Here is an 11,597-nt window from a genome sequence, read left to right on the forward strand (position 1 = left end):
GACTCTTCACCAAATATGGCTACAGGTAAGGTGAAGATACAAAAGAGTGTAGTGGAAATGAATACTGGTGCCAAGATGAATTTTTGGATTGTAGATCCGTTCACAATTACTCCCTTAGGATAGCTACGTAGAACTTAATGACTAGTACCGCTGTGTGGCATTGAAACTCAAAAATGCCAAATAAAAAATGCCAAATAAAAACGCTCATCATGTCTGCTTTTCATTGGTTTTTAACAGTAGGTTTATAGCCAGCGTTTTGTCCTAGTTTGAAGCTCAGGGGTTTGCGATCGCCTCTGCGTTATGTTAGGGATTGGGTATACCTCATGTTTGATTTAAGTCCAATCCGAGGGCAACTCCATAACTTTCCTTAACTTTTAGTTATCGACTGCTCTTGGCCAGATCGGTAGATTATTTGTGTACGGAGCAAAAAGCAGGAAAATACCTGCTACGGGGCCTGTAATTTTACCTAGCCATTGAGTTCACGACCAGTACTAGAACTTGTTTAAGGTAAGCATTTAATCATGAACCAATCTACATTCGATAAATCTTTCCTGACACCAATCGTGTTATCAACAATTATCTTTGCTCTTCTGAGCTTGCCCATAGTTTTGCTCGGAGCAAAGCCGATCTGTATGAATCTCCTACAGAGTCGGATAGTTGATGGTAAACTGATGAATGCTGCGACGCGCTGATTCAGGACGACCTTGGTTGTCTATAGCAAAGGGAACAGGGAGTAGGGAGTAGGGAGTAGGGAACTTCAGATCAAAAATTCTCACAATTGATTTAGGATTCCTATATAGCAGTTCTCCCATGACAAAGAGCAAAAAATTAGGCCAAGGTTTCACTAAACTGCTTAGACCTGTCATAATCCTGATTATTTTGGGAATTCTGCTTGCCAGTGTGCTCCTGTCCCAGTCTTGGGCACTACCAGCACTGACCCAGCACCCTGTGAAACTCACCCTATTGATGGGAGCGGGGGAATTTTCCTATTGGCAGGAACTACTGGTCAAGAATTTTGAGGCAGAGAATCCAGATATTCAAATGGAACTGATCGAAGGACCATTAAACTCTGACTTAACAGAAGACCTCTATACGTCGGCTTTCATTTTAGGAAACTCACCCTATGACCTGATTAACATGGACGTGATTTGGGCTCCTAAATTTGCCGCTGCAGGGTGGTTACTAGACCTATCAGACCGGGTTACTAAGGAGTATTTAAAGGAATTTCTGGATAAAGCAGTTGATTCAGGACGCTACCAGGGGAAACTATACCGCATACCATTCCGTTCCGATGGTGGTATGCTTTACTATCGTAAGGATTTGCTAGAGCAAGCTGGATTCCAAGCCCCAAAAACTTTTGAGCAGTTGGTCAGCATTTCCCAACAATTGCAGGAAAACCATGATCCAAAATGGGGCTATCTTTGGCAAGGTCGTCAATATGAAGGGTTGTCAGCCATGTTTGTGGAGATACTTGCAGGCTTTGGTGGTTTCTGGGTTGACCCGGAAACCTTGGAAGTGGGTTTGGATAAACCGGAAGCGATTCAAGCTGTAGAGTTTCTGCGCAGCACCATCAAACAAGGGATTTCACCCCCTGGTGTCACTACCTATCGGGAAGAAGAAACACGACTGTTGTTTCAAAATGGGGATGCGGTATTTCTGAGGAATTGGCCCTATGTTTGGTCATTAGCAAATCAAGAGGGTTCAAACGTCAAAGGCAAGATTGGCATTAGCCCTATGGTTCATGGTCCTGGTGGCAAACCTGGTTCTTGCTTAGGAGGTTGGGGTTTGGGAATTGCTAAATCTTCCAAACATCCTGAGGAAGCCTGGAGAGCTATTGAGTATTTCACTAGTGAGAAAGCCCAGCGTCGGTATACTCTGGAAACTGGCTATCTCCCGACCCGACGGAAGCTGTTTGCAGACCCAGAGATTGTTGAGAAATATCCCTACTATCCAAAATTGCTAGAGGTGTTAGAGGGCTCTGTGTTGCGTCCACCAGTTGCCCAATATTCCCAGGTATCGGATATTTTACAACGGTACCTCAACGCTGTGCTAACTAATCCCAAACTCAGTGCTGAAAAAATGATGAAAGCAGCAGCTGATGAAACTCGTAGGCTGTTGTCGGTAGAAGGAAGAATTAAGAATGAAGAATGAAGAATTAAGAATTAAGAATTAAGAATTAAGAATTAAGAATGAAGAATTAAGAATTAAGAATTAAGAATTAAGAATTAAGAATGAAGAATTAAGAATTAAGAATGAAAACTGATCCGATAGCAGCACAGGAGCAAAGGACAGGGTGGCTGTTGGTAACACCAGCATTGTTACTACTCCTGCTAGTCTATGGCTATCCTATTTTGCGTTCGTTCTGGTTAAGTTTGTTCACTAAGAACCTAGGGACACAGCTACAACCGGTCTTTTCTGGTCTGAATAATTATGGGCGAATGATGGGGGATGGTCGCTTCTGGCACAGTCTCTGGAATACTGTGATTTTCACTTCAGTATCTGTTGCTCTGGAACTGGTGCTAGGAATTGCGATCGCATTAATTTTGAATCAAACCTTTAAAGGACGGGGTATTGTGCGCACCATCGCCATCCTGCCTTGGGCATTGCCAACTGCTTTGATCGGTCTAGTCTGGGCTTGGATGTTTAATGACCAGTTTGGGGTTTGGAATGATATCTTACTGCGTCTAGGTATTATTGAAGACGGAATCAACTGGCTAGGATACCCTACAACAGCGATGATGGCAGTGATTGCCGCAGACGTTTGGAAAACTACACCCTTCATCAGCATTTTGCTCCTAGCTGGCTTGCAGTCTATTCCCCAAGACCTATACGAAGCCCATGCCCTAGACGGTGCTACACCCTGGCAAAGTTTCAAGCAAATTACTCTACCGCTATTGACGCCCCAAATCCTCATTTCCCTACTGTTCCGCTTTGCCCAAGCATTCGGAGTCTTCGACCTGATCAAAGTGATGACTGGAGGTGGTCCCGGAGGAGCGACAGAAGTTGTATCTCTCTACATCTATACCACTGTTATGGATTATCTAGACTTTGGTTATGGTGCTGCCCTTGTGGTAGTAACCTTTTTGATACTGGTAACCACCGTGGTAATTATAGCGCTAGGCTTACAGAACTAATGACTACTATTCCTAACTCATCATCTCCTCAACCCAAAACAAAACAAATTAACATTATCAAACCAATCATCCTCCCCCTAGGAATCATCTTATTGGTCATTTTCTGCCTAGCACCACTCCTTTGGCAATTCCTCACCTCCCTCAAAGTTAACCAAGATATCTCTTCCCTTCCTAATATTTATTTCCCTAGGCGATATACACTTGACCACTATATAAACTTATTTACCCTGCGCCCCCTAGTTCACTATATTTTCAACAGCGCCTTTGTATCAATTGCTTCTACACTATTGTGTTTAGGGATAGGAACTCCCGCTGCTTATGCCTTAGCAAGGTTAACCCTAAGGGGAGAAAAAATCATCCTTGCCGGGATTATTATTATTACCTTATTTCCCTTTATTTTGATTTTCCTAGGACTCCTGGAAATTATCCAGATTCTTCAACTAGGAAATAATTATTTAAGCCTCATTGTTTCCTATACAGCTATCAATCTTCCTCTCACCCTATTAGTGATGCGAAGTTTTTTTCAACAGCTACCGCGAGAGCTAGAAGATGCTGCTAAAGTAGATGGCTATAGCACCTGGCAAATGCTAATCCAAATTTTGTTACCCCTAACCGTTCCAGCTTTAGTAACCACAGGAATACTTACCTTTATTTTTGCTTGGAATGAATTTATTTTAGCCCTCACTTTCATTAGCCAAGAATCCATGAAAACCCTTCCCGTTGCTGCCGCTCAGTTAAGTGGTTCTATAGGGAAAGAGATTCCCTACGGTGCGATTGCTGCTATGACAGTTATAGGAACATTTCCCCTAGTGGTATTAGTAATGTTTTTCCAAGGTAAAATTGTCCAAGGTTTAACATCGGGAGCAGTTAAGGGTTAAGGGTTAAGGGTTGAAGGTTGGAAGGTTGAAGGTTGAAGGTTTGGAGGGTTGGAGGTTGAAGGTTGGAGGTTAGAGGTTTAAGGTTGAAGGTTTAAAGTTTAAGGTTTAAGGTTGGAGGGTTGGAGGGTTGGAGGGTTCGAGGGTTCGAGGGTTGGAGGTTTGGAGGTTGTTCGCCCTTAGGGTTCTTTGTAGGGTAGGTTTTAATACCAAGTTGGGGTCAAACCTACAACTTTCTCTTCCGCCAATCTCCCCATCTCCCCATCTCCCCATCTCCCTATCTCCCTATCTCCCTATCTCCCTATCCAAGCAATCTACTCTCTTTGAATGCAACTCGGTATAAGATTGAATTTTTTAAGATTGAATTTTTTAAGTGTGGAAGACTATGGGAACGATAAAACGATTTGAAGAAATTCAGGGATGGCAGACAGCACGGGAGTTGACAAGGTTGGTTTACACACTGTCAAAGGAGGAAGCGTTTTCCCGTGATTTTGGTTTGTGCAACCAGATGCGTCGTGCAGCGGTTTCTATCATGTCAAATATTGCTGAGGGCTTTGAGAGTCGGACACAACGTCTTTTTCTTGAGTTTTTAGGTCGAGCTAAAGGCTCTGCGGGTGAACTACGTTCTCAAGCCTATGTTGCTCTTGATGCTGGTTACATTCATCAATCTCAGTTTAAACAACTATTTGATCTATGCCAGAAGTGCAGCGGACAAATTACAGGCTTCATGGCATATCTAAAAACCTACCCTGATCAAAACCGACTCCGCGAGGACGAAGGAAATTATCGTATTGATTGACAGTTTTGAAACTTGACTCCCCTAAGATCGTTTCTCTTTACATCTGAATTGTAAACATTGATGGGTAGATGGAAGGAGAGTGAAATTTTTGCGCGAATTTTGCCTAATTGCAAAAGCCATCTAGCGCGGTCTTGGGGAGGCAGTGCCGTATGGCGGAAGTAATGCGATCGCACTTTTCCCCACACACTTCCAAAACCATCAACCACTGCATCAAGACCGTAAGTTCCTCGCTCAACCTTTAACCTCCCAACCTCTCAACCTCCCAACCTTGGCCTATTGGCCACGCGATCGCGTTCAACCTTCAACCTTAAACCTTCAACCAGCTAACCTTAAACCTTCAACCAGCTAACCTTCAACCAGTTAACCTTAAACCTTCAACCAGCTAACCTTCAACCTTCAACCTGCCAACCTCGAAACCTCCAAATGCTATGGCTAAACTAGAGCTACATAATATTAATAAAATCTACAAGACTAACAAGGGTAACGTCATCCCAGTTAAAGACATTAGCTTAGAGGTGGATGAAGGAGAATTTCTGACCCTACTTGGGCCATCGGGATGTGGTAAATCTACGATGCTGCGACTAATTGCTGGATTAGAGCAACCCACCCATGGCAAAGTAATTATCAATGGACGGGATGTTACTCATGTCAGACCAGGCGATCGCAATATCGCTATGGTTTTCCAAAGCTATGCTCTCTATCCTCATATGACCGTATATGACAATATGGCAGCTAGTCTGAAACTCCATAAAGTCCCTTCTGACCAAATTCAGAGCCTGGTGCAGGAAGTAGCTGGTAAATTGGGACTGGAAAATTTGATGGAGCGTAAGCCTAGTCAGCTATCTGGTGGTCAGCGGCAGCGGGTTGCTCTGGGCAGGGCATTGGTGCGCCAACCGGCTGTGTTTTTGTTGGACGAACCTCTGAGTAACTTGGATGCTTTGCTGCGAGAGCAAGTTAGGGCAGATTTGAAGCAGCTATTTGTTGCTCAAAAGGCACCGGTGGTTTATGTGACTCATGACCAAACGGAAGCGATGACCCTCTCAACTAAGATTGCGGTGTTATCTGAGGGTAAGCTGCAACAGCTAGATACACCCCAGGGCATTTACAACCAGCCAGCAAATCAGTTTGTGGCTAGTTTTGTGGGTTCTCCCCAAATGAATTTACTGACACTTCACTGTCAGGGGAATTATGCCCTCTTGGGTCAGGTCAAAATTTCTTTGCCAAATTTGCCTCAAGTTCCGCCACAGATTGTTCTAGGTATCCGTCCAGAAGATGTCGCCCTAGCTCAACCAGAGGATAAATATAGGATTGAGGGTCGAATCTACCTGGTGGAAAATCTAGGGATGCATAATTTAATTAGTGTTCGAGTTAAGGGGTCAGACTCTCTCAGCATCCGAGCCTTATTACCGAATAATTTAACTTGGGAAACAGAAGAGGTTACCCTGGCAATACCACCCGAGTCGATTCACTGGTTTGATAGTGAAACATGGGTTCGCGTAGCGTCTCTTTAGAGAATCGCGTAGCGGCTCTTTGAGAGCATTGCATTTTACCCTAACTTTACTGAGTATAGCAGAAACAATTAGCTTAAAATATTAAGAAATATGTAGAAAATCGAACCCTAGCAAGGAGAGGGCAGCGATCAGAGGAGAGTAATGTAAACAATGTTTATATTTTGACAGTTAAAACTAATTTTGATAAACTAAATAGGGTATAATTAATGATGATTGTAATCAAGTTACAGTGACATCAACTCGTAAATGCTATCTAGTCTAAAGCTAGATAGGGTTAAACGCGATCGCTAAACCGTAAGCTAAACCATAAACTTAGTTTCGACCAAACCCCATTATTAATTAATCATTCTTTAAATGGAGGGCAAAATGTCCCCAAAACCCCTGACTGTTATTGTCAAGATAAAGCCTGGAGAAGAGGCAGCTCTAAAATCAATTCTCGAAGCCATTGACTCGGATCCAGCAAATAATCCCTATGTTCGCTTTCCTGAGAGCCGTAACACCCACTTGGCGCGTTTTGCCATCCTCAATGATCCTGATAATGGACCGCGCTTGCTCTTTTCCAGCAATTATGATGGTGAATTAGATAGCTACCTAAATGAAATAATTCAGATATCACCAGGAATGGATAGCCTATGGGAAAAATGCCAAGGCTATACCGGCAAGCCACAATTCTCTGAGTTTATTAACCAACACTCCTATCAGCCCGAAGCCTTCTACATCGCCTTTCGTAATGAAACAGTCGAAAGCCTCAAGAACTACATCGCAATTCGGAAACATATTGAAAATTTCTTAAATCTCAAGGATGTAGCTAACTACCTAGATTGTTCAGGAGTCAAGCCATTTTTAGATAAAGTTGCCCAGGTTTCTCAAACTAATACTTGGTGGGAAGTTGTGGGATTGAATGGATTAAAGATCTTGAGAGGATTGGTAGATATGGTTCAATATCCCTTGAACCTAATTCGCGAAATCCTGTTGGTTATAATAAATTTTCTGGCTAGCATACTGGGCAAACCGGAAAATAGAAGTGAAATTGGACAATATACTAGTGTGAAAGCTGATCTCGCTCAAAGTCAGCTTCTGGCCAACGCAGAAGATCGTTTTGTTCAGAACTCAATGAATCACCTTGTAGACATTAAGCCTGAGCGAATGAAGCGTCTGAAGATAGTATTGTTTATAGTTAATTGGGCTGGACAATATCTATTTCCACCAGCATCCCTAGTTAATATCACTACAATTCATTTTGCCCGTTGGCTGATTATTGATGAAGGTAAACGTTTACTATTTTTAAGTAATTATGATGGCTCCTGGGATAATTATCTGAATGATTTTGTTGATCGAGCCAGCGACGGATTAAACTCCATTTGGAACAATACAATGACTTATCCAGAGGGAGGCGCTCAGGATATTGGGGCGTTCAAACAATATTTCCGAGATTACCAAACCCCATCCCTATTCTACTACAGTGCCTATCCTGAGCAAACTGTCCAAACTAGTTTGATAGACCAACAAATTAGCAAAATGATCGGGACAAATTTTGATCGAGCTGCGATTGAGGAATGGTTAAAACTGCTCTAACGGTTTGTTTATAATGCTTTGTTGATAGATGTACTGAATAGAAGAATTAATCGTCAGCTGGATGCAGCAATAACTCAGGGATAACTCTGTAACTCTAAACCCAGAAACGAGGGAAGTGACCATGTCAGAATTAACGCCAGAAGCACGGGAAGATATTCAGGGAATTATATTGAGTGGTTATGGGCATCTGCGCTATGCCTTATTTTTATTTGTTCAAATCAAGAACCCTAAACAAGCTCAGGCATGGTTAAAGACTATTATCCCGGAAATCACTACAGGTAAATTGTGGCCAAAACGACCAGATGGAACCACCGAAAAACCTGAATATACCTTGAATATTGCCTTTACCCACAAAGGATTGCAGGCTCTTAACCTACCACAGCACACTCTCGAAACATTTTCCAGGGAATTAATAGAAGGGATAGCTACTTCAAAACGTTCTCGTATATTAGGAGATACGGAAGAAAGCGCTCCAGATAAATGGGATGTCGGTGGCTCAAATAATGAAGAGATTCATATGCTGTTGATCCATAAAGGATTAGACCCCGAAAGCCTCGCCCAGCGGCGCAACCAATTGCTTCAAGATCAAGACGATAGTCTAGTGGTTGTGGCAGAAGAGCCTGGGTTTAGAGCTCCTAGTAATAAGGAGCATTTCGGTTTTAACGACAGTATTTCCCAGCCGATCATTGAGGGGAATCGAAACAACCAAAACCCTAATCAAGATGTGGTTAAGACTGGAGAGTTTATCCTGGGCTATCCAAATCAATACGATTTCTTGCCTGCTACCCCATCTGTGCCAGTAGACCAGGATAGTGATAACATCTTGCCCAGTTTTCCAGGTACAGAGCTGTCAGAGTTCAAAGATTTCGGACGTCATGGAACTTACCTGGTATACCGGAAGCTAGCCCAGGATGTAGCTGGCTTTTGGCAATATATTGCCCAACAAGGACATGATGGCGAGGGTTGTCCCCATGCTCCAACCATGAGCTTGCTTGCCGCTAAATTAGTAGGACGTTGGCCCAGTGGTACCCCCCTAGTGCTTGCCCCAGACCAGGATAACCCAGAGATTCAGGACAAGAATCAGTTCAAGTACTTACCAGAAGATAAGGAGGGTTATCGTTGCCCCATCGGTGCTCACATCCGTCGTAGCAACCCCAGAGATTCCTTTCTAGATGCCACCCCAGAGGATTCCTTTAAACTATCCAATCGGCATCGGATTATTCGACGGGGGGCTATTTACGGAGAACCTCTATTCCCCATCGATGATATCGAAAACGGTCAGTTGCCTGTGGATATTCAGGATGATGGCAAGCCCCGGGGACTGCATTTCTTCAGTATTAATGCTAATATTAGGCGTCAATTTGAGTTTCTTCAGGAAACTTGGTGTAACAATCCTCGATTTAACAGTTTATATGATAACAAAGACCCAATTATCGGGGATAATGACGGTTCTGGTCATATGACCATTCAGCGTTCACTGATTCGTAAACGAATTAATAACCTACCTCGATTTGTAACGGTCAAGGGGGGTGGATACTTTTTTATGCCAAGTATCACCGCAATGCAGTTTATGGTTAATTGTGGTTAAATTGTCCAATGCCAGACCTGTTCAAAACTACTATAGTGCATCTAAATAGTGCATCTAAACTATGATTCCATTTGCTCTAACCTTTGCAGCAGTTTTTTCTCTGGGAATTGGGTTGATCTCCGTGTTAACCGTAATGCCTCAGCTCGGTAAGCTAGGCAAGACTATCTCTGAGTTTTTTATCCAAGCCCCTGGGCTGGACGTGATCTTATCAGTGATAGTATGGATTCCTTGGGTGATCAGTGGACTACTTGTAGGCTGGATGGGGGTTTTGGCTGCCCTAGTGGGTCAAATACTAGCGCTACAGTTGTGGATTGTTGCTCATGAATTAGTCCATTCTGAGGCAGTAAAAGGACCGAGAATTGTTAGCTACCTCAATCAGCGGTTTGGCTGGTGGCGAAACCACTTGGCATTATGGGTGACAGCTGTCAGTGTGCCAGTGTTTTTTTTGATTCGCCTTGCTGAAATAGCCTTGTATCCATTCCTAATCTGGTTACTCGGCTTCCCAAGTTACAAGCACAGTGAATGGGTCAATGTCAGTCGCCAGAAGTTTGAAGGCTTAGTTGGTCATGATCTAATTTGGTGCCTTTACTGTGACTGGATGACTGGGGTGTATTCCCTTGGTGCTGAAATGTTGAGGAATGTCGAATCTTTCTGGTGTCCGATCCGCTTTTACAATGACAAAAAGTGCGAGAACTGTCGGCTCGATTTCCCAGATATCGATGGCGGTTGGGTTGCCAAAGACGGCACCATGGGAGACGTTGTACAAACAATAGAAGACAATATGCCTAGCGATCGCCAATGGACATGGTTTGGTCACCCAGATCGAGGGAATAGGGAGTAGGGAGTAGGGAGTAGGGAGTAGGGAGTAGGGAGTAGGGAGTAGGCAAGAGGCAATAGGCAATAGGCAAGAGGGAAAAGGGAGCTTCGGAGCAGCGATGCAGTGAGGTCTTGGGGATTTCCATGCCAGTTGCTCTCCAAACTCTCCAAACTCCCCACACTCCCCACACTCCCCACACTTCCCACACTTCCCACACTTCCCACACTCCCCACACCTCCCGACTCCCAACTCCCGACTCCCTACTTCGGCAAGACATCTAGGGGAAAAATCGAGAAAAATTCTTCTGTTGTCGGTTCTTTATGGGGGACATTATTCAGTCGGTTTCGTAGCCGAGAAATTAACTCGTAAACCTGTTTGCGAGGACGGTTAATTCCCCCTAAAGGTCTATGCTCTGGTAGAGAATGCCATGGTGTATAGGACAAATTCTCACAAAATTTTATTTGCTCAGGGGATTCAAAGGTCTGAGCAGGAATCTTGAGAGTAGCTACTTTTTGATAGGGTGATTTCCAATCGATGGTGGGGTCTTCAATTGGCATCTTATCAGCATCGGTCTGAAACTGAATTAAGAAATCAAAGCAAGCTTCTTTATTGTTGAGATGTTCTCGGATTGCGTCGCGAAGATAGTTTTCTGTTTTAGGAATCGACTTAGAACTAGTTGAGATATTATCAGGAGAAGGCTTCAGGGAAAATTTAATCGCTCCTGACCCATATTTGTATGGAGTTGTACTCCAATATTGAGATTCTAATGGACTGCGAATCTTAGACAACCGAATCCCTAGTCCGATCTGGATCTCACGCCAGCGCCATTTAAATGGATTAAGTCCATTTATGAAAAACTTTATGGGATTCCGGCTTCCGGAACGTTCAATTTCTGCAAAAAACTCAATGTAGTCTTTGGGATTGCGAACTACGAAAAGCGGGTGGTCTATTAGCAAAAAGTCTTGGGTTTCTTCATATTTTTCATCCTCCAAGACTTTTTACCCTGGTACACCCATCAGTTTAACCGCCATACCATGGGCATCACCTTTGGTATCCTTCTGCTCACTGAAATTTGAGAAGCGAATACAAGCGGGGAAACGCTTTCCTGGTTCTTTAAAAATACCTACTCTAATCTTGTCATCGTTAGGGAGGTTAGGGTCAATGATAAATTCTCCTCTAACACAACCATGAGCTTTGGGATGTTCTCCCCGTTTTACAGGAGGATGTTTGTCAATAAGTCGTTCACTGATTTGAGCAATTTCACGAGTAGCTTCTTCTTCATCCGGCGGTACGTTTTC

At 43.4% G+C, this 11,597-nt stretch carries 13 protein-coding genes and 1 pseudogene; 9 read left to right on the forward strand and 5 right to left on the reverse strand.

The genetic code is table 11. The features are described 5' to 3' along the window. Positions 1–641: 641 nt before the first annotated feature. Positions 642–776: a hypothetical protein gene (locus tag F6K49_RS29245; RefSeq protein ID WP_293025878.1), complete on the reverse strand. Its 135-nt coding sequence runs from the start codon at positions 774–776 to the stop codon at positions 642–644. 34 nt (positions 777–810) lie between these two features. Here F6K49_RS29245 and F6K49_RS29250 point away from each other — a divergent pair, with 34 nt between their 5' ends. The 3 genes from F6K49_RS29250 to F6K49_RS29260 all read left to right on the forward strand — a co-directional run bounded on the left by F6K49_RS29250 (position 811) and on the right by F6K49_RS29260 (position 4,012). Then, on the forward strand, positions 811–2,151 hold the full coding sequence (locus tag F6K49_RS29250) for an ABC transporter substrate-binding protein (RefSeq protein WP_293102261.1): 1,341 nt from the start codon (positions 811–813) through the stop codon (positions 2,149–2,151). Positions 2,152–2,252: 101 nt separating this feature from the next. Next, on the forward strand, positions 2,253–3,134 hold the full coding sequence (locus F6K49_RS29255) for a sugar ABC transporter permease (protein WP_293102263.1): 882 nt from the start codon (positions 2,253–2,255) through the stop codon (positions 3,132–3,134). Continuing rightward, a complete protein-coding gene (locus F6K49_RS29260; protein WP_293070089.1) occupies positions 3,134–4,012 on the forward strand; it encodes a carbohydrate ABC transporter permease in 879 nt (292 codons plus the stop codon). The genes F6K49_RS29255 and F6K49_RS29260 overlap by 1 nt, the downstream gene beginning before the upstream one ends. A 105-nt stretch (positions 4,013–4,117) precedes the next feature. Here the strand turns inward: F6K49_RS29260 and F6K49_RS29265 are convergent, their stop codons facing one another. Beyond that, positions 4,118–4,282, reverse strand: coding sequence for a hypothetical protein (locus F6K49_RS29265; RefSeq protein ID WP_293102266.1), 165 nt, complete (start codon positions 4,280–4,282; stop codon positions 4,118–4,120). Between the two features lie 112 nt (positions 4,283–4,394). Here F6K49_RS29265 and F6K49_RS29270 point away from each other — a divergent pair, with 112 nt between their 5' ends. The 6 genes from F6K49_RS29270 to F6K49_RS29295 all read left to right on the forward strand — a co-directional run bounded on the left by F6K49_RS29270 (position 4,395) and on the right by F6K49_RS29295 (position 10,323). Then, complete coding sequence (locus F6K49_RS29270) at positions 4,395–4,808, forward strand: four helix bundle protein (RefSeq protein ID WP_293102268.1); 414 nt, start codon at positions 4,395–4,397, stop codon at positions 4,806–4,808. Positions 4,809–4,950: 142 nt separating this feature from the next. After that, positions 4,951–5,157: a hypothetical protein gene (locus F6K49_RS29275; RefSeq protein ID WP_293102270.1), complete on the forward strand. Its 207-nt coding sequence runs from the start codon at positions 4,951–4,953 to the stop codon at positions 5,155–5,157. Positions 5,158–5,236: 79 nt separating this feature from the next. Next, positions 5,237–6,319, forward strand: coding sequence for an ABC transporter ATP-binding protein (locus tag F6K49_RS29280; RefSeq protein ID WP_293102272.1), 1,083 nt, complete (start codon positions 5,237–5,239; stop codon positions 6,317–6,319). A 366-nt stretch (positions 6,320–6,685) separates the two neighbouring features. Continuing rightward, positions 6,686–7,894: a hypothetical protein gene (locus F6K49_RS29285; RefSeq protein ID WP_293102275.1), complete on the forward strand. Its 1,209-nt coding sequence runs from the start codon at positions 6,686–6,688 to the stop codon at positions 7,892–7,894. Positions 7,895–8,015: 121 nt separating this feature from the next. After that, positions 8,016–9,482, forward strand: a complete 1,467-nt coding sequence (locus F6K49_RS29290; protein ID WP_293102279.1) for a hypothetical protein — start codon at positions 8,016–8,018, stop codon at positions 9,480–9,482. A gap of 61 nt (positions 9,483–9,543) precedes the next feature. After that, on the forward strand, positions 9,544–10,323 hold the full coding sequence (locus F6K49_RS29295) for a hypothetical protein (protein ID WP_293102283.1): 780 nt from the start codon (positions 9,544–9,546) through the stop codon (positions 10,321–10,323). On the opposite strand, the gene F6K49_RS29300 is transcribed toward F6K49_RS29295, so the two are convergent. The 3 genes and pseudogenes from F6K49_RS29300 to F6K49_RS29310 form a co-directional block, all read right to left on the reverse strand. Continuing rightward, on the reverse strand, positions 10,268–10,576 hold the full coding sequence (locus tag F6K49_RS29300; RefSeq protein WP_293102286.1) for a hypothetical protein: 309 nt from the start codon (positions 10,574–10,576) through the stop codon (positions 10,268–10,270). The two genes, F6K49_RS29295 and F6K49_RS29300, sit on opposite strands and share 56 nt — an antisense overlap. Then, a complete protein-coding gene (locus tag F6K49_RS29305; protein ID WP_293102289.1) occupies positions 10,560–11,291 on the reverse strand; it encodes a hypothetical protein in 732 nt (243 codons plus the stop codon). The genes F6K49_RS29300 and F6K49_RS29305 overlap by 17 nt, the downstream gene beginning before the upstream one ends. 6 nt (positions 11,292–11,297) lie before the next feature. Then, positions 11,298–11,597: pseudogene (locus F6K49_RS29310) on the reverse strand (catalase); the annotation flags it as partial.

The sequence above is a fragment of the Moorena sp. SIO3I6 genome (assembly GCF_010672095.1).